At 70.8% G+C, this 18,374-nt stretch carries 14 protein-coding genes, 1 pseudogene and 2 riboswitches; of the genes and pseudogenes, 9 read left to right on the forward strand and 6 right to left on the reverse strand.

All coding sequences use genetic code 11. The annotated features are described in order from the left end of the window. Positions 1-43 precede the first annotated feature (43 nt). The 5 genes from RL72_RS13755 to RL72_RS13775 are packed head-to-tail and all read right to left on the reverse strand — an operon-like array spanning position 44 to position 5,772. Positions 44-1,225, reverse strand: coding sequence for a cysteine desulfurase family protein (locus tag RL72_RS13755; protein ID WP_082072394.1), 1,182 nt, complete (start codon positions 1,223-1,225; stop codon positions 44-46). Further along, on the reverse strand, positions 1,222-2,094 hold the full coding sequence (nadC, locus tag RL72_RS13760) for a carboxylating nicotinate-nucleotide diphosphorylase (protein WP_045251424.1): 873 nt from the start codon (positions 2,092-2,094) through the stop codon (positions 1,222-1,224). The genes RL72_RS13755 and nadC overlap by 4 nt, the downstream gene beginning before the upstream one ends. Beyond that, the gene (gene nadB, locus RL72_RS13765; protein ID WP_045251425.1) at positions 2,091-3,749 is read right to left on the reverse strand and encodes an L-aspartate oxidase; all 1,659 of its coding nucleotides are present in this window, start codon (positions 3,747-3,749) and stop codon (positions 2,091-2,093) included. The genes nadC and nadB overlap by 4 nt, the downstream gene beginning before the upstream one ends. Next, positions 3,749-5,068, reverse strand: a complete 1,320-nt coding sequence (gene nadA / locus RL72_RS13770) for a quinolinate synthase NadA (protein ID WP_045251426.1) — start codon at positions 5,066-5,068, stop codon at positions 3,749-3,751. The genes nadB and nadA overlap by 1 nt, the downstream gene beginning before the upstream one ends. Then, on the reverse strand, positions 5,065-5,772 hold the full coding sequence (locus RL72_RS13775; protein WP_045251427.1) for an NUDIX hydrolase: 708 nt from the start codon (positions 5,770-5,772) through the stop codon (positions 5,065-5,067). Before RL72_RS13775 ends, nadA begins: the two co-directional genes overlap by 4 nt. A 107-nt stretch (positions 5,773-5,879) precedes the next feature. On the opposite strand from RL72_RS13775, the pseudogene RL72_RS13780 reads away from it, so the two are divergent. The 9 genes and pseudogenes from RL72_RS13780 to RL72_RS13820 all read left to right on the forward strand — a co-directional run. Next, a pseudogene (locus tag RL72_RS13780) lies at positions 5,880-6,674 on the forward strand (DUF817 domain-containing protein); the annotation flags it as partial. A gap of 116 nt (positions 6,675-6,790) precedes the next feature. Further along, positions 6,791-6,884, forward strand: a riboswitch (glycine riboswitch). A 1-nt stretch (position 6,885) separates the two neighbouring features. After that, positions 6,886-6,988, forward strand: a riboswitch (glycine riboswitch). 54 nt (positions 6,989-7,042) lie between these two features. Then, positions 7,043-8,149 (forward strand): glycine cleavage system aminomethyltransferase GcvT, encoded by a 1,107-nt coding sequence (gene gcvT, locus RL72_RS13785; protein WP_045251428.1) that lies wholly within the window; start codon positions 7,043-7,045, stop codon positions 8,147-8,149. Next, entirely contained in the window at positions 8,146-8,523 is a 378-nt protein-coding gene (gene gcvH, locus RL72_RS13790; protein WP_045251429.1) for a glycine cleavage system protein GcvH, read from the forward strand. Before gcvT ends, gcvH begins: the two co-directional genes overlap by 4 nt. A 56-nt stretch (positions 8,524-8,579) precedes the next feature. After that, a complete protein-coding gene (gene gcvP / locus RL72_RS13795; RefSeq protein WP_045251483.1) occupies positions 8,580-11,396 on the forward strand; it encodes an aminomethyl-transferring glycine dehydrogenase in 2,817 nt (938 codons plus the stop codon). Positions 11,397-11,592: 196 nt separating this feature from the next. Then, the gene (locus RL72_RS13800) at positions 11,593-13,218 is read left to right on the forward strand and encodes a peptide ABC transporter substrate-binding protein (protein ID WP_045251430.1); all 1,626 of its coding nucleotides are present in this window, start codon (positions 11,593-11,595) and stop codon (positions 13,216-13,218) included. A gap of 184 nt (positions 13,219-13,402) precedes the next feature. Then, complete coding sequence (locus RL72_RS13805) at positions 13,403-14,332, forward strand: ABC transporter permease (protein ID WP_045251431.1); 930 nt, start codon at positions 13,403-13,405, stop codon at positions 14,330-14,332. Continuing rightward, the gene (locus RL72_RS13810; RefSeq protein WP_045251432.1) at positions 14,322-15,263 is read left to right on the forward strand and encodes an ABC transporter permease; all 942 of its coding nucleotides are present in this window, start codon (positions 14,322-14,324) and stop codon (positions 15,261-15,263) included. Before RL72_RS13805 ends, RL72_RS13810 begins: the two co-directional genes overlap by 11 nt. Next, positions 15,260-16,933, forward strand: coding sequence for a dipeptide ABC transporter ATP-binding protein (locus RL72_RS13815; RefSeq protein ID WP_045251433.1), 1,674 nt, complete (start codon positions 15,260-15,262; stop codon positions 16,931-16,933). Before RL72_RS13810 ends, RL72_RS13815 begins: the two co-directional genes overlap by 4 nt. 5 nt (positions 16,934-16,938) lie before the next feature. After that, a complete protein-coding gene (locus RL72_RS13820) occupies positions 16,939-17,511 on the forward strand; it encodes a hypothetical protein (protein WP_045251434.1) in 573 nt (190 codons plus the stop codon). A 31-nt stretch (positions 17,512-17,542) separates the two neighbouring features. Here the strand turns inward: RL72_RS13820 and RL72_RS13825 are convergent, their stop codons facing one another. Next, a complete protein-coding gene (locus RL72_RS13825) occupies positions 17,543-18,340 on the reverse strand; it encodes a CPBP family intramembrane glutamic endopeptidase (protein ID WP_045251435.1) in 798 nt (265 codons plus the stop codon). Positions 18,341-18,374 lie beyond the last annotated feature (34 nt).

The raw sequence follows: 18,374 nt of genomic DNA on the forward strand, positions 1-18,374 counted from the left end.
TCTCGCTCGGCGCGCGGACGAACCGAGCGCGCGGCCCGTGCCGCTACGCGCGCACCGCGGCGACGGCGTCGGCGACCAGCGCTGCGAGTCGTTCCGGGCCGTCGCCGGCCAGGCCCGTCCGGCCGAACGTGAAGCGCACCGACGTCTGCGCGACGGCCGGCGCCAAGCCGCACGCGAGCAGCACGTGGGAGGGCTCGTCACTGCCGGCGGCGCACGCGGAGCCGCTGGAGGAGACGACCCCGCGACGCTCCAGCTCGAGCAGCACGGCCTCCCCGGACACCTCCGGGAACACGAAGCTCGCCGTCGCGGGCAGGCGCCGCACCGGGTCGCCGGTGAGCCGCGCCGAAGGCACCGCGTCGAGCACGCCGGCGATGAAGCGCGCGGACTGCGCGCCCACCCGGGACGCGGCCTCTGCGCGCTCGGCCTCGGCCAGGTCCAGCGCCGTCGCCAGGGCCACGGCGCCCGCGACGTTCTCCGTGCCGGAGCGGCGCCCGCGCTCCTGGCCGCCGCCGTGCACGAGAGGCTCGAGCGGCACGCGACCGCGCACGGCGAGCGCTCCGATGCCCTTGGGGGCGCCGAGCTTATGGCCGGCGATCGCGATCGCGTCCGCGCCGAGCCCGTCCAGCGGAAGCCATCCGGCGGACTGCACCGCGTCGACGTGCACCGGGATCCGGCCCTGAGCCGCCGCGGCGACGATCGCCGCCACATCCTGGATCGTGCCGATCTCGTTGTTCGCGTGCCCGACGGCGATCAGGGCGGTGCCGGGGCGGATCGCCGCGGCCACCTCGGCGGGATCCACGCGGCCGGCGTCGTCCACGGCGACGAGCGTGGAGACGATGCCGTGGAAGCGCTCGAGATAGCGCACGGACTCCAGGATCGACTCGTGCTCGATCGGGGTCGTGATCACGTGCGTCGGCTCGTCGGATCCGTCCGTGCGGGCACCCGTCGGTGATCCGCCTGCGTGGGCGGCGAGGACGATCCCCTTCACGGCGAGGTTGTTCGCCTCGGTGCCCCCGGCGGTGAAGACCACGTCGCCCCTGCGCATGCCGAGCACGCGGGCGACCCGGGCGCGGGCGTCCTCCAGCGCGGCGGCGGCGGACTCGCCGACGCTGTGATGGCTGGAAGGATTCCCGAAGTCGCGCGTGAGGAAGGGAGCCATCGCCTCGAGCACTTCGCCGCGGACCGGCGAGGTCGCGGCGTGGTCGAGGTAGAGGGAGGTGCTCACGGGCCGTCGATCCGCACGTCGAGTCCGAGGTCGAGGGCGCGTGCCGAGTGCGTGAGCGCGCCCACCGAGATGACGTCGACCCCGGTGCCGGCGATCGCGCGCACGGTCTCGAGGCTCACCCCGCCCGATGCCTCGGCGGTCGCGCGACCGGCGATGAGCTCGACGCCGGCCCGCAGGTCCTCGAGCGAGAAGTTGTCCAGCAGCACCGTGTCGGCCCCGCCGTCGAGCACCGCGGGGATCTGATCGAGCCGGTCGACCTCCACGACCACGTGCACGGTGTGCGGCAGCGTCGCGATCGCCTCGCGGAGGGCGGTCGCGATGTCGCGACCCCCGCGCGTCAGCACGGCGAGGTGGTTGTCCTTCGCCATCACGGCGTCGGACAGCGAGAAGCGATGGTTGCGGCCGCCGCCCGCGACGACCGCGTGCCGCTCGAATGCGCGCAGCCCCGGCGTGGTCTTGCGGGTGTCGGCGATCCGCACCTGCTTCCCGTCCGGTCCGGCACCGTCGACGGCGGCGACGTACGCGGCCGTGAGCGTCGCGATGCCGCTGAGCCGCTGGGTGAAGTTGAGCGCCACGCGCTCGGCGGTGAGCACGCTCCGGGCGGATCCGGTCACGCTCGCGAGCACGTCGCCGGCTTCGAACGCGTCGCCGTCCGCGACGTGCAGATCCACGACGGTCTCCGGATCCGTCAGCGCGAACGCGGCGGCGAACACGTCTCCGCCCGCAAGCACCCCTGGCTCGCGCGCCACGAGATCGGCGGTGGCGGTCGCCTCGGCGGGGAGCAGCGCGGTGCTGGTCAGGTCGCCCCAGGGGGCGTCCTCCTCGAGGGCGGCGCCGACGACGCGGTTCAGGACGGCAGGGGTGATCATCGGGCTCCGATCAGGGCGGGGGAGGGCTCGTCCAGGGCAAGGGACGACGACGCGACGACATGGTGTGCGCCGAGAGAGAGCGGGCGTGCGAGGGCCGCGACGACCATGCGGTCGGCGACCTCGAGCAGGTTGACGTCCTCGATCGCCGCCCGCGACGTGCACGACGCAGGAGAGACCGCGTCGGATCCGCCTCCGGAGCGCGGCACGGGTGGGATCTCCTGCGTCGTGTCCGCCCAGGGGACGCGCCCGTCCACCGGGGCGGCGGGAGTCCGGGCCGCACGCCAGGCGCGGATGGTGCTGAGGGCCTCGAGAAGGCCGTCGTGGGAGCGCAGCGGTCCGACGCGCTCCCACATCAGCCGCTGCAGGGCGGCGCGGGAGAACGGGCCGGCCTCGGACCGGGGGAGCGGCTCGACCATCGGATCCACCGATCCGGCCGTGTCGTCCGGGCCGCTCGGCCACGGCTGCCCGAGCGCCGCCGCCGCGCGCGCGCCGAACACCGCGCCCTCGAGCAGCGAGTTCGACGCAAGACGGTTCGCCCCGTGCACGCCGGTGCGGGCGCACTCGCCCACCGCGAACAGCCCGGGGAGCGTGGTGCGTCCGGAGGTGTCGGTCACGACGCCGCCCATGAGGTAGTGCGCCGCCGGAGTCACCGGGATCGGCTCCTGCGCCCAGTCGAAGCCGCGCTCCCGCGTCACGCGGTCGATCGTCGGGAAGCGGGCGGCCAGCCGTGCGGCGTTCCATCCCTCCCGCCGGCACAGGGCGGTCGCGTCGAGCCGCACCGGTCCGTCCTGCGCGGCGGCGCGACGCACGATGGCTCGGGCCACGACGTCGCGGGGGGCCAGTTCGCCGTCGGGATGCGCGTCGAAGACGAAACGGCGCCCCTCGTCGTCGATCAGGGTCGCGCCCTCGCCGCGCACGGCCTCGGAGATGAGGAAGGCCGGGCCGGGCGAGACCAGGATCGTGGGGTGGAACTGCACGAACTCCAGATCCGCCACCGCCGCCCCGGCGCGCAGCGCCGCCGCGATCCCGTCGCCCGTGCACACCGCGGGAGCCGTCGTGTGCGCGAAGAGCTGCCCCGCGCCGCCGGTCGCGAGCACAACCGCGTCGGAGGGGAGATCCTCGACCCGCCCTTCCGCGAGCACCCGCGCGCCGCGCACGGCGCCGGCGGAGACCAGGAGATCGACGAGCAGGGCGTGCTCGCGCACCGGGATGCCGGCCTCCCGCACGCGGGCGCACAGGGCGGCCGAGATCGCCGCGCCGGTCGCGTCGCCGCCGGCGTGCGCGATGCGGGCGGCCGAGTGCGCGGCCTCGAGTCCGAGCCGGAGCGTCCCGTCGGCGTCTCGGTCGAAGGACACGCCGCGCGCGATGAGCTCGGCGATCCGGGCCGTCGCGTCGCGCACGAGCACGTCGACGGCGTCGGGGGCCGAGAGGCCCGCGCCGGCGACGAGGGTGTCCTCGGCATGCGCGGCAGGGGAGTCGCCCATCGCGTAGGCGCCGGCGATCCCGCCCTGGGCCAGAGCGGTCGCGCCGTCGCCGAGCGCATCCTTCACGATCACCTCGACGCGGTGACCCGCCTCGTGCGCGTGCAGGGCCGTGGTGAGGCCGGCGATGCCGCCGCCGATCACCAGCACGCGACGCCCGCCGCGGGCGCCCATCAGGCCACCGCCACCGGAGGCTTCGCGGCGAGCATCCGCTCCAGGGCGACCCGGGCCGGGTCGGCGACGTCGGCCGTGACCGTGATGCGGTTCGGGGTGCGCCCGGCGACGAGCTCCTCGAGCACCCAGGCGAGGTACCCGGGGTGGATCCGGTACATCGTCGAGCAGGGGCAGACCACCGGATCGAGGCAGAAGATCTCGTGCTGCGGGTACTGCGCGGCGAGCCGGCGGACGAGGTTGATCTCGGTGCCGACCGCGAACGTCGTGGGCTCCGTCGCGGCGGCGATGGCCTTGCGGATGTAGTCGGTGGATCCGGCCTCGTCGGCGGCGTCCACGACCTCCATCGGGCACTCGGGGTGCACGATCACCCGCACGCCGGGGTGCTCGGCGCGCGCCTGGTCGATCTGCGCGACGGTGAAGCGCCGGTGCACCGAGCAGAAGCCGTGCCACAGGATCACCCGCGCGTCCTGCAGCTCGGCGGACGAAGAGCCGCCGAGCGGCCGGCGCGGGTTCCACAGCGGCATCTGCTCGAGGGGCACGCCCATCGCCTTCGCCGTGTTGCGGCCCAGGTGCTGGTCGGGGAAGAACAGCACGCGCCGCCCGCGCGCGAACGCCCATTCGAGCACCGTGCGCGCGTTCGACGAGGTGCAGACGATGCCGCCGTGGCGCCCCACGAAGCCCTTGATCGCGGCGGAGGAGTTCATGTACGTCACGGGGATCACGGGGACGAGGCCCTCGTCGTCGGCCGCGTCGAGCGGTCCGTAGACCTCGGCGAGCTGCTCCCAGCACTCCTCGACCTGGTCGATCGAGGCCATGTCCGCCATCGAGCATCCCGCGGCGAGGTTCGGCAGGATCACGGCCTGGTCCGCGCCGGACAGCAAGTCGGCCGTCTCCGCCATGAAGTGCACGCCGCAGAACACGATGGCCTCCGCGGTCGGGTGCTCCTTGGCGGCGGTCGCGAGCTGGAAGGAGTCGCCCACGTAGTCGGCGTGCTGCACGACCTCCTCGCGCTGGTAGAAGTGCCCGAGCACGACGACGCGGTCGCCGAGGGTCTCCTTGGCGGCGCGGATGCGGGCGTGCAGCTCGTCCTCGTCGGCCTCGCGGTAGGCGACGGGCAGCTCACCCTGACGCGGTGCGCCGGTGGGGATCACATCGCCCATGGACGAGCCGGGGCCGTAGCCGGGGACGGCGTCGAAGTTCCACGGGCCTGCTGCGAGGTCGGTCGCACACGTGGACTCGGTGGAGGCGCCGGCGACGATGAGGCGCAGCGCGTGGTCGACGGACGGATCGACCGGGGGAAGCAGCGGGAGGGTGCTCATGAGGTTCTCGTCTCTTCGGGGGAGAGCGGGCCGCGGTCGGCGAGCTCGACGTCGGTGGCATCGCGGTACAGCCGGGCCGGGCGGTGGCTTCCGGTGCGGAACGCGTTGGTCGGGATGAGGGTGCGCGTGGCGTCGACCTGCCGGCGGAAGTTCGCCGGGTCGAGGCGGCGGCCCAGGATGGTCTCGTACGCCTCGCGGAGGTCGGCGAGGGTGAACTCCGGGGGCAGGAAGCCCTGCGCGACCCGGCTGTAGCCCACCTTGTTGCGCAGCCGCCAGAGCGCGTACTCGATGATGCGCGCGTGGTCGAACGCGAGTCCCGGCAGATCCTCGGCGTCGAACCAGGCGACGTTCTCCGGATCCGATCCGACTGCGCCGACGGACTCCTCCTCGCGCACGAGCGCCCAGTACACGACGGAGATCACCCGGCTCGGGGAGCGGTCCACCGCACCGAACGCGTAGAGCTGCTCGAGGTAGCTGGGGGCGAGCCCCGTCGTCTCGGCGAGCGTGCGGGCCGCCGCGGCGGCCAGGCTCTCCGCGTCGTCGAGCCATCCGCCGGGAAGCGCCCAGGCGCCCGCATGCGGGTCGCGCGTGCGCCGCACGAGCGGCAGCGCGAGCCGCGGCGCCTGGCCGCCGTCGCGGCGCAGCGTCAGGATCACGGTCGACACCGCGACGCGGATCCCGTCCTCGTGCTCGCTTCTGGTCATGGTGACACTAACCTCCGCGCATCATCTTATAGTCGCTGTGACCAGAACTCGCCATCATTACGGCGACCTCTCAGCCGCGCGCCCTCCGCGGCGGATAGCGTCGGGACATGCAGCAGCCGACGCGTCTCGAGGCGCGGATCGACGCCCGCGCTCGCCGGATCCTGGCGGGCGCCCCCACGACCGGCGTGCGCGGCTTCCTCGTCGAGGCGTCCGTGTTCGTCGCCAAGCAGGCGTGGGCGTGCGTGTTCGGCGCGGCCCTCCTCGTCGCGATCGTGCTCGTGCGCACGCTGTACCCGTCCGACCTCGCCCTGACCCGCAACGACCTGCTGACCCTCATCGCGGTGCTGATCCAGGTGGCGATGCTCGCCACGCGACTGGAGTCGGGGCGGGAGCTCTGGGTGATCATGCTGTTCCACGTGACGGGAACGGCGATGGAGCTGTTCAAGACCGATGCCGGCTCCTGGGCGTACGAGGCCGACGGCTTGCTGAGGATCGGCGCCCTCCCGCTGTTCAGCGGCTTCATGTATGCAGCGGTCGGCTCGTACATGGTGCGCGTGCACCGTTTGTTCGACCTCGCCTTCGTGCGCTATCCGCCGCGGTGGGCCACCGTGGTGCTGGCCGTGCTGATCTACGCGAACTTCTTCACGCACCACTGGATCTGGGATGCGCGCTGGGTGCTCACGGCGCTCGTCGTCGTCCTCTGGCTGCCGACCGTGATGCATGCGCGCGTGTGGCGGCGCACCCTCCGGATCCCGCTGCTGCTGCCGTTCGCCGGCGTCGCGCTGTTCATCTGGCTCGCCGAGAACATCGGCACGGCGAGCGGGGCCTGGCTCTATCCGGACCAGGTCGGGGGATGGCAGCCGGTCTCCCTGTCGAAGGTGTCCAGCTGGTTCTTGTTGATGATCATCTCGGTGGTGCTGGTGACCCTCGTGTTCCCGCCGCGCCCGCCCGGGAATCCGGCGGCACGACGGGCAACGCGCACGGTAGGATGGCGCAGGAAAACTGAACACGTGGCCGAATGGTCCGCGCGGGAGAGTCCGGTGATCGCAGCCGGACACCGAAGGAGCAAGCCTCCCCGCCAATCTCTCAGGTAACCGCACCGCGCAGACCCGGCCGCTCTGAAAAGCGATCTCGAGCGAAGCAAGAGATCCGCCGACGGTGAAAGCCCTTCGCGCACGCGCGCGGGCGAAGCTCTCAGGCTCATGACAGAGGGGGAGTTCTCGGATCCGCGCGCCGCACGGGTCCTCGCCGATCCGCACGGGAGAGCTCCATGACAGACGCCCGCTACACCCCCCTCCGGGAGCGCCACGAGGCGCTCGGGGCATCGTTCACCGACTTCGGCGGCTGGCAGATGCCGGTCCGCTACACGTCCGATCTGGCCGAGCACCACGCAGTGCGCGAGGCCGCGGGCATCTTCGACATCTCGCACATGGCCGAGTTCACGATCCGCGGGGCGGGCGCGGGGGACTACCTCGACTACGCCCTCGCCGGGCGGCTCTCGGCGCTCGCCGTCGGCAAGGCGAAGTACTCGCTGCTGCTCGCCGAAGACGGCGGGATCATCGACGACGTGATCGTCTACCGCCTCGCAGACGACGACTTCCTCATCATCAGCAACGCCGGCAACCGCGACGCGGTGCGCGAGGCGCTGCAGTCCCGCAGCGAGGGGCGAGACGTCGACGCCGTCGACGTCTCCGACGACTACGCGCTCATCGCCGTGCAGGGGCCCCACGCCGAGGCCATCCTGGCCGAGACCGAGGGCATCGCCGACGTCTCGATCCCGTGGGCGGAGCAGAAGTACTACGCCTGGGCGTCCGCGAGCTTCGCGGGCAGGCCCCTGCTCCTCGCACGCACCGGCTACACCGGTGAGGACGGCTTCGAGCTCCTCGTCGCCGCCGACGATGCGACCACCCTCTGGGACGCGGTCATCGCCGCGGGCGTGTCGCACGGTCTGGTGCCGGCAGGGCTCGCCGCCCGCGACACCCTGCGCCTGGAAGCCGGCATGCCGCTGTACGGCCACGAGCTGACCCTGCAGACGAAGCCCGCGCAGGCGGGCCTCGGCCGCGTCGTCGTCGCCGACAAGGAGAGCTTCGTCGGCAAGGACGGCGTGGCGCCCGCCGAGGGCGCGCGCGTGCTCGTCGGTCTCGCCGCGGAGGGCCGTCGCGCCGGACGCGCCGAGTACGCGGTCGTGACCGAGGACGGCACCGCCGTCGGCGAGATCACGAGCGGTGCCCTGAGCCCGACGCTCGGCCACCCGATCGCGATGGCGTTCGTCGACCCCGACGTCGCCTCCGGCTCCGTCCCCCTGTTCCTCGACGTGCGCGGCACGAAGATCCCCGCGTCCGTCACCGCCCTGCCTTTCTACCGGAGGAAGAAATGACCGATCTCAACACCCTGCACTACAGCGAAGAGCACGAGTGGGTCGCCGTCGACGGCGACAGCGCGACGATCGGGATCACCGACTTCGCCGCCGACGCCCTCGGTGACATCGTCTTCGTGGAGCTGCCCGCCGTGGGCACCTCGTTCAGCCGCGGCGACGTGTTCGGCGAGGCCGAGTCCACCAAGTCGGTCTCCGAGCTCTACGCGCCCGTCGACGGCACCGTCGTCGAGATCAACGACGCCGTGATCGACGACCCGTCCCTGGTCAACTCCGCGCCCTTCGAGGGCGGATGGCTGATCAAGGTCTCCGTCGCCGCGGGCGCCGTGGACGGCCTGCTCGACCGCGCCGCCTACGTCGCTCACACGGAGGGCTGAGGGTGACCGCGTTCCTCGACCGCCACATCGGCACCACCGCCGACGCCCAGCGGGCGATGCTCGACGCGATCGGCATCTCCTCCGGCGCCGACGAGCGTCCGGTCGACGCGCTCATGCGCGAGGCCGTGCCCGCCTCCATCCGCTCCGCTGCGGATCGCGTCAGCGTGCTCCCGGCCGCCGCGAGCGAGGCGGAGGCTCTGGCCGAGCTGCGCGCCCTCGCCGGCCGCAACACGGTGAACCGCCCCATGATCGGCCTCGGCTACTACGGCACGTTCACGCCCAGCGTGATCCAGCGCAATGTGCTGGAGAACCCGTCCTGGTACACGGCCTACACGCCCTACCAGCCCGAGATCTCGCAGGGCCGGCTCGAGGCGCTGATCAACTTCCAGACCATGGTCTCGGAGCTGACCGGCCTCGACACGGCCAACGCCTCCATGCTCGACGAGTCCTCCGCGGTCGCCGAAGGCATGCTGCTCGCGCGTCGCGGTTCCAAGACGGCCTCGAACGTCTTCGTGGTCGACGCGGACGCCCTGCCCCAGACCAAGGCCCTGCTCGCGACCCGCGCCGACGCCGTCGGCATCGAGCTCGTGGAGCGCGACCTCGCCGGCGGCGAGACCCTGCCCGAGGCGCTGTTCGGCGTGTTCGTGCAGTACCCGGGGGCCTCCGGCCGGATCTGGGATCCTTCTGCCGTCATCGACGCCGCGCATCTGGCGGGCGGCCTCGCGGTCGTCGCGGCCGATCTGCTCGCGCTCACCCTGATCGCCTCGCCGGGCTCGCTCGGCGCCGACGTCGCGGTGGGCACCACGCAGCGCTTCGGCGTGCCGATGGGCTTCGGCGGTCCGCACGCGGGCTACATGGCCGTGCGCTCGGGCCTCGAGCGACAGCTGCCCGGCCGCCTGGTCGGCGTCTCGCAGGACGCGGACGGCCACCCGGCCTACCGCCTCGCCCTGCAGACGCGCGAGCAGCACATCCGCCGCGAGAAGGCCACCTCGAACATCTGCACCGCCCAGGTGCTGCTGGCCGTCATGGCCTCGATGTACGCGGTGTACCACGGGCCGGAAGGGCTGAAGGAGATCGCGACCGGCGTCGCCTCCAAGGCGCGCTTCCTGGCCACGCAGCTGGAGAAGGCGGGTGCGGAGATCGTGCACGCCGACTACTTCGACACGATCACCGTGCGCGTCCCCGGGCGCGCGGACGCGATCGTCGCCGACGCGCACGCCGCGGGGATCCTGCTCAACCCGGTCGACGCCGACACCGTGAGCATCGCGGCGGACGAGACCACGACCTACGAGGACATCCTCGCCGTCGCGACCGTGTTCGGCGCGGGCGAGGGCTCGTTCGCGTACATCCCGGTCACGAGCGTGCCTGCGGCCCTCGCCCGTCAGGACGAGTACCTCACCCACCCGGTGTTCCACGCCCACCGCTCGGAGACCGCCATGATGCGGTACCTGAAGAGCCTCGCGGACCGCGACTACGCGCTCGACCGCGGCATGATCCCGCTCGGATCCTGCACGATGAAGCTCAACGCGGCGACCGAGATGGCGGCCATCACCTGGCCCGAGTTCGCCCAGCTGCACCCGTTCGCCCCCGAGGCGGACGTGCAGGGCTCGCTCGAGCTGATCGATCAGCTCGAGGCGTGGCTCGCCGACGTCACCGGCTACGACGCGGTGTCCCTGCAGCCGAACGCCGGCTCGCAGGGCGAGCTCGCGGGTCTCCTGGCGATCCGCGGCTACCACCTCGCCAACGGCGACGACCACCGCACGGTGTGCCTGATCCCGTCGTCGGCGCACGGCACCAACGCGGCCAGCGCGGTGCTGGCGGGCATGAAGGTCGTCGTCGTGGCGACCGACGAGCTGGGCAACGTGGACCTCGACGACCTGCGCGCCAAGATCGCGCAGCACGCCGACGAGATCGCCGCGCTCATGATCACCTACCCGTCCACGCACGGCGTGTACGAGCACGACGTGCTCGACATCACCGCCGCGGTGCACGAGGCCGGCGGCCAGGTGTACATCGACGGCGCCAACCTCAACGCGCTGCTCGGATACTCCCGGTTCGGCGACCTGGGCGGCGACGTCTCGCACCTCAACCTGCACAAGACGTTCGCGATCCCGCACGGCGGCGGCGGTCCCGGCGTCGGTCCGGTGGGGGCGAAGGCCCACCTCGCGCCGTACCTGCCGGGCCACCCGCAGGCGCAGCGCACGACCCACGCGGGCGGCTATGTGTTCGACGGCGGTCCGGTCTCGGCGGCGCCGTACGGATCCGCCGGCGTCCTGCCCATCTCCTGGGCGTACGTGCGGATGATGGGCGCGGACGGCCTGCGCGATGCGACGGCGGCGGCCGTGCTGGCGGCGAACTACGTCGCCGCGCGGCTCGGCGAGCACTTCCCGGTGCTGTACACCGGCGAGAGCGACCGCGTGGCGCACGAGTGCATCCTCGATCTGCGTCCCCTCAAGGAGGCGACCGGGATCACGGTCGACGATGTCGCCAAGCGCCTCATCGACTACGGCTTCCACGCGCCCACGATGTCGTTCCCGGTCGCGGGCACGCTCATGGTGGAGCCCACGGAGTCGGAGGACCTCGGCGAGCTGGAGCGGTTCGTGGAGGCCATGATCCAGATCAAGGCGGAGGCCGACGAGGTCGCCGCGGGCGTCTGGCCGGCCGACGACAACCCGCTCGTGCACGCCCCGCACACCGCCGCCTCGCTCATCGAGGGGGAGTGGCAGCACGCCTACACGCGCGAGAAGGCCGCGTATCCGGTGCGCGCGCTCATCGCGGGCAAGTACTGGCCGCCGGTGCGCCGCATCGACAACGCCTACGGGGACCGCAACCTGGTCTGCGCGTGCCCGCCGGTGGAGGCGTTCGCACTGTAGTCGACGGCATCGATCGAGAATCGCCGAGGCGCCCCGGGATCCGCTCCCGGGGCGCCTCGTCGTTCAGGTCACCGGTGAATAACGGTTAACGTCGCGCATTCGTCCGATCGGCGCCACGGCGGTTACCCTCGAATATCCCTACATGCTCGACGACGAGCGTGCAGATTGCTGTCAACTGTCCACAGGAGGACACAACGTGAAGCGCAACAAGATCGCCCTCGCGGGCGTCGGGCTGCTCGCCGCGGGCGCACTCGCCCTCGCCGGCTGCTCGAGCAAGACCGGTGGAGACACCACCCCCACCAAGGGCGGCGACTCCAAGGCCATCATCAAGGTCAGTGGCAACGAGCCCGAGAACCCGCTGATCCCGACGAACACCAACGAGGTCGGCGGCGGCAAGATCCTCGACTCGATCTTCGCCGGACTCGCGTACTACGACGCCAAGGGCAAGCTCGTCAACGACATGGCTGAGTCCATCAAGGTCGACGACCCCTCCGACCTGACGATCAAGCTGAAGGAGGGCAACACCTTCTCCAACGGCGAGAAGGTCACCGCCGACAGCTTCATCAACGCGTGGCAGTACGGCGCGCTGTTCTCGAATAAGCAGCTCAACCAGTCCTGGTTCAGCGACATCGAGGGCTTCAGCGACTCGGCCGACTCCCCGCTGACCGGTCTGAAGAAGACCGACGACTACACGTTCAGCATCAAGCTCTCGAACCCCGTCGCGGCGGACTTCTCGCAGCGCCTCGGCTACTCGGCGTACTACCCGCTGCCCGAGGCCGGCCTGAAGGACATGGCGACCTTCGGCGAGAACCCGATCGGCAACGGTCCGTACAAGCTGGCCAAGACCGGTGCCTGGCAGCACAAGATCCAGCTCGACCTGGTCAAGAACGACACCTACAAGGGTGGACGCCAGGCCAAGAACGGCGGACTCACGTTCGTCTTCTACGCGAGCGCGGACGCTGAGTACGCCGACCTGCAGAGCAACAAGGTCGACGTGATCGACCAGATCCCGTCCTCGGCGCAGCAGACGTTCGAGTCCGACCTGGGCGACCGCGCGGTCAACCAGCCGGCCGCGATCTTCCAGTCGTTCTCGATCCCGGGCAACCTCGAGCACTTCACGGGCGACGAGGGCAAGCTCCGTCGTGAGGCCATCTCGATGGCCATCGACCGCGCCGCGATCACCAAGACGATCTTCAACAACACCCGCACCCCCGCCAGCGACTTCACCTCGCCGGTCATCGCGGGCTGGTCGGACTCCCTCAAGGGCGCCGACGTGCTGAAGTTCGACGCCAAGAAGGCGAAGGAGCTGTGGGCCGAGGCCGACAAGATCTCGCCGTGGTCGGGCAAGTTCCAGATCGCGTACAACTCCGACTCCGCGCACCAGGCCTGGGTCGACGCCGTGTCGAACCAGCTGAAGAACAACCTCGGCATCGACGCGTCGGGCAACCCGTACGTCGACTTCGCCTCGCTCCGCAAGGACGTGAACGCCCGCTCCATCAAGACGGCGTTCCGCACCGGCTGGCAGGCCGACTACCCGGCGCAGTACAACTTCCTGCAGCCGCTGTACTCGACCAAGGCGTCGTCGAACGACACCGACTACTCGAACCCCGACTTCGACAAGCTCGTCGCCAAGGGCGCGTCCGAGTCCGACCAGTCGGCTGCGACGAAGGACTACCAGCAGGCCCAGGAGCTCCTCCTGAAGGACCTGCCGGCGATCCCGCTGTGGTACTCGAACGTCAACGGCGGCTTCGCCAAGGGCGTGAACAACGTCCAGTTCGGGTGGAACTCGGTTCCGCTGTACTACGAGATCACCAAGGGCTGACCGGCCCGAGGGATCACACCCGCGAGGCGGTGACGATCACGTCACCGCCTCGCGCGCTGTCAAAACAGTGCAAACCCAAAGTGTCGTGCGCGTCGAACACGTGACACGATTCTCAGTGAGGCGTCGCACCCGCGCGGATCGTGCCGGGCTCCCGAGACGCCTCCTCATCTGAAAGGAGGGGCGGATGGTCGGCTACATCCTCAAACGCCTCTTGCAGGTGATCCCCGTCTTCCTCGGGGCCACCCTGCTCATCTATTTCCTGGTGTTCGCCATGCCAGGCGACCCCATCGCTGCGCTCTTCGGCGACAAGCAGCCCAGCAAGCAGCTCCACGACGCGCTCGTGGCGCAATACCACCTCGACCAGCCGTTCATCGTGCAGTACGGCTACTACCTGGCGGGGATCTTCCGCGGCGACATGGGGACCACGTTCTCCGGCCGCTCGGTGAACGACGTCCTGGCGGCGACGCTGCCGGTCACGGGACGCCTCGCCGTCATGGCGATCGGCATCGAGTTCACGCTCGCGATCATCATCGGCACGTTCTCCGCGCTCCGCAAGGGCAAGATCTTCGACAACTCGATGCTCGTGCTGTCGCTGATCTTCATCTCGCTGCCGGTGTTCGTGCTCGCCTTCCTCGCCCAGTACTTCCTCGCGGTCAAGCTGCAGTGGTTCAGCCCCACGGTCGGCGCCGACAACGACTGGGGCGGGATGTGGCTGCCGGCGATCGTCCTCGGCATCAGCCTCTATGCGACCAGCATGCGGCTCATGCGCGGTTCCGTGATCGACACCCTCAACCAGGACTGGGTGCGCACGGCGTACAGCAAGGGCCTGCCGCGCCGCCGAGTCATCCCGGTGCACGTGCTGCGCAACTCGCTGATCCCCGTGATCACCAACTCCGCGACGAACTTCGGCGTTCTGCTGGTGGGCGCGACCGTCACCGAGGGCATCTTCAACGTGCCCGGCGTCGGCAACACCCTGTTCCACGCGGTGCTGCAGCACGAAGGTCCGACCATCGTCTCCTTCGTGACGGTGTTCGTGATCATCTACGTGCTCGTCAACCTCGTCGTGGACATGCTCTACGGCCTGCTCGACCCGAGGATCCGCTATGTCAAGTGACGCCGCGACGCACTACGTCGCCCCCATCAAGGACGGCACCATCGCCGTCGACATCGTCAAGATCGCCGAGAAGCCGTCCAACCTGTGGCGCGACGCCTGGGCGGACATCCGCCGTCGGCCGATGTTCTGGATCTCGATGGTCATCGTCGTGATCGTGCTGCTCATGGCGGTCTGGCCGACGCTGTTCACGCAGACGCCGCCGAACAGCAACTGCCAGCTGTCCGACTCGAACGGCGGCCCGACCGCCGGGCATCCGCTGGGCTTCACCTTCCAGGGCTGCGACATCTACGCCCGCACGGTCTGGGGTGCGCGCACCTCGGTGTCGGTCGGCCTGCTCGCCACGCTGATCGGCTCCGTGATCGGACTGATCATGGGCGCTCTCGCCGGGTTCTACGGCGGGTGGCTCGACGGTCTGCTCTCGCGCATCGGCGACATCTTCTTCTCGATCCCGTACATCCTGGCGGCGGTCGTGGTGATGAGCGTGTTCGCGCAGTTCCGCAACGTGTTCACCCTCGCCTTCGCGATCGGCGGCTTCGCCTGGGCCTCGACGGCCCGCGTCGTGCGCGCCGAAGTGCTGAGAGTGAGGCAGGCGGACTTCGTGATGGCCTCCCGCGCGCTCGGCAAGTCGCGCTTCGGCACGCTGGTGTCGCACGTGATCCCCAACGCGATCGCTCCGCTGCTCGTCGTGACCACGCTGAGCCTCGCCGCGGCCATCGTCGCGGAGGCGACGCTGTCGTTCCTCGGCGTCGGTCTCGGCAGCGACACCATGAGCTGGGGCAACGACATCAGCCAGGCGCAGCAGTCGCTGCGCGTCGCGCCGATGGCGCTCATCTATCCGTCGATCGCGCTGACCATCACGGTGCTCGCGTTCATCATGCTGGGCGAGCTCGTGCGAGACGCCCTCGACCCGAGAGCGAGGGCGCGCCGATGAGCACCACCGCCGACACGCCGCTGCTGCGGATCCGCGACCTGAAGGTGGCCTTCGACACTCAGAAGGGCTCGCGCGAGGTTCTGCACGGCGTCAACCTCGACCTGTATGCCGGCGAGACGCTGGCCATCGTGGGCGAGTCCGGATCCGGCAAGTCGACGACCGCGTCCGCGATCATCAACCTGCTGCCCGGCACCGGCCACGTCACCGCGGGGAGCATCACCCTCGACGGTCAGGAGCTGACCGGTCTCACCGAGGGCCAGATGGAGAAGATCCGCGGTCGCGAGATCGGCTATGTCCCGCAGGATCCGATGTCCAACCTCAACCCGGTCTGGTCGATCGGCTTCCAGGTCAAGGAGGCGATCCGTGCGAACGGCCTCGCCAACGGCCGCAAGGAGATCGAGGCGCGGGCCATCGAGGTGCTGCAGCAGGCGGGTCTCGCCGACGCCGCCAAGCGTCTGCACCAGTACCCGCACCAGTTCTCCGGAGGCATGCGCCAGCGCGCCCTGATCGGCATCGGCCTCGCGGCCGACCCGAAGCTGCTCATCGCGGACGAGCCCACCTCGGCGCTCGACGTGACCGTGCAGCGCGTGATCCTGGATCACCTGGCGTCGCTCACCAAGGAGAAGGGCACCTCGGTCCTGCTGATCACGCACGACCTCGGCCTCGCGGCCGAGCGTGCCGAGAAGATCATCGTCATGCAGAACGGCGAGATCGTCGAGGCAGGCCCCAGCCGGGAGATCCTGGAGAACCCGCTGCACCCGTACACGAAGAAGCTGGTGGCCGCGGCGCCCAGCATCGCGTCGCAGCGGATCCAGGCCGTCCACGAGCGGCAGGGCATCGAGACCAGCGAGGACATCGCCGGCATCCCGCCGACCGTGTCCGTGCGGAACCTGACCAAGGACTACAAGATCCGTCAGGGCCAGTTCCGCAGCGTCCCGTTCCGGGCCGTCGACGACGTCTCGTTCGACATCCCGAAGGGCAAGACGCTGGCGCTGGTCGGCGAGTCGGGGTCGGGCAAGTCCACCGTCGCGAAGATGGTGCTCAAGCTCGAGGACGTGACGAGCGGATCGATCGCGATCGACGGCGTCGACACGGCCGGCCTGTCCGGTCGCGAGACCCTCGCGCTGCGCCGGCGCATGCAGCCGGTGTTCCAGGACCCGTACGGATCCATGGACCCGCTGCGCAACATCGGCAACACGATCTCGGAGCCCCTGGACATCCACGGCGTGGGCGACAAGGCCTCGCGCCAGGAGCGCGTGCTCGAGCTGCTCGACCAGGTGTCGCTGCCGCGCGAGCTGGCGACGCGGTATCCGAACGAGCTGTCCGGCGGTCAGCGTCAGCGTGTCGCGATCGCGCGCGCCCTGGCGCTCAAGCCCGACATCGTCGTCCTCGACGAGGCGGTCTCCGCGCTCGACGTGCTGGTGCAGGACCAGATCCTGAAGCTGCTCGCCGAGCTGCAGAGCGAGCTCGACCTCACCTATCTCTTCATCACCCACGACCTCGCGGTCGTGCGCGTCGCCGCCGACCTGGTGTGCGTCATGGAGAAGGGCAAGCTGGTCGAGCAGGGCACGGTGGACGAGATCTTCGCCAACCCGCAGCAGGAGTACACGGATCGTCTGCTCCAGGCGATCCCCGGCGTCTCGATCGCCCTGGGCGGTCGCGGCGCGTGAGCTCGATGGATCAGATGCCCGTGGGCGCGCGGACCTACCGCGCGCCCACGGGCATCGCCGTTCTCGTGGCGTGCGCGGCGATCGCGGTGTTCCTGCTCGGCGACGCCGTGATCCGGGGGAGCTGGGGCCTGATGCTCCTGCTCGCACCGTGGGTGCTGCTCGTGCTCTGGCTCATCTACGTGATCAGCGTCGTGTCGATGGTGCACGTCGACGAGGAGGGCGCCAGGGTGCAGAACTTCCTGCGGCGCACGCGGTTCGGGTGGCGCCGGGTCACCGAGCTCGACCTGCGCTGGCAGCTGGACTTCACCCTCGACGACGGCCGCTCGCTGGCGTGCTGGGGCGGCCCTGGACGGATCCAGTCGCCGCGCATGAAGCGCTCCGGCGAGCTCAACGTGCCGCAGAGCCTCCAGACGCTCACCGACGTGCGCGCCCGCTGGGAGAACGCGATCGAGCGTCCCGCCGGCGCCGTGGGAGAGGGCGCGGACGCGCCGATCCGGCGCAGCTGGGACTGGCCCGCGCTGGGCGCCCTGGCCGTGATCGTCGTCTGGGCGGCGATCGCGATCGCGGTCACCCGCTGACCGCGCCTCGATGCGCCGGGTCCGCGCGCCCTCAGTGCGGAGGCAGGCCGAAGAGCGCGGGCCAGGTCGTGGCGACCCACGGGTAGCCGACGAACACCGCGGCGTCGATGAGGAAGTGCGCCACCAGGAACGGCAGGAGCCGTCCCGTGCGCAGGAACAGGAAGCCGAAGAGCAGCCCCATCCCGAGGTTGCCCACGAACGCCCCCGGCCCCTGGTAGAGGTGATAGCTCGCGCGCAGCACGGATGTCGCCAGCACGATCGTCCAGGGGCCCCAGCCGAGCTGACGCAGCCGGGCGAACAGATAGCCGAGCACGACGAACTCCTCCTGGATCGCGGCGCGCGCCGCGGAGAGCAGGAGGACCGGGATCGTCCACCAGTACGCGCTCTGCGCGCCGGGGTCCACGGCCACGAAGAGCCCGGTGAGCCGTCCGACGACGTAGAGGGCGAGGCCCGGAACGCCGATCGCGAGCACCAGGGAGGCGCCCCATCCGATGTCGCGTCCGATGCGGCGCCCGTCCAGGCCGAGGGCGCCGAGACGCGGTCGTGCCGGGAGCCAGAGCAGGAAGCACACCAGCAGCACCGGTGCCACGGAGAACGCGATCCCGAGCAGCTGGTACAGCAGGTCGAACACCTGCCGGTCGGAGAGCGCGGGATTCAGCGTCGCGGACTGCTGGGCGAGCGGCGTCGGGCGGGAGTAGCGGTCGATGAGCTGCACCACGGCGTAGACGGCCGACTGCCCGAGCCCGAGCGCGAGCACGATCGCGATCTCCCACCGGAGCCGCGTCCGCGACGGCGCGTCCGGCGGGGGCGGGGGCAGGGCGATCCTCATGCGTCGAGCGTAGGGCGGAGCCGTATGGATCCGC

Source organism: Microbacterium azadirachtae (genome assembly GCF_000956545.1).
GTDB lineage: Bacteria > Actinomycetota > Actinomycetes > Actinomycetales > Microbacteriaceae > Microbacterium > Microbacterium azadirachtae.